The 237-nt window shown below is 42.2% G+C and carries 1 pseudogene; it reads left to right on the plus strand.

Going from position 1 to position 237, the window contains the following annotated elements:
• A pseudogene (locus SB756_RS35255) lies at positions 1-237 on the plus strand (DNA topoisomerase IV subunit B); the annotation flags it as partial.

The raw sequence follows: 237 nt of genomic DNA on the forward strand, positions 1-237 counted from the left end.
GTAAAATTTTAAATACGTGGGAAGTTGAGTCAGGGCAAATATTAGCATCGCAAGAGGTGCATGACATTTCGGTAGCTTTAGGGATCGATCCTGATTCAGCCGACATGAGCGGGCTACGCTATAATAAAATTTGTATATTGGCCGATGCTGACTCCGATGGTCTTCACATTGCCACACTGTTATGTGCTTTGTTTGTTCGACACTTTCCACAGTTAGTAAAAACAGGTCATGTATACG

The organism is Pseudomonas sp. SIMBA_068 (assembly GCF_046534705.1).
Classification (GTDB): Bacteria; Pseudomonadota; Gammaproteobacteria; order Pseudomonadales; family Pseudomonadaceae; genus Aquipseudomonas; species Aquipseudomonas putida.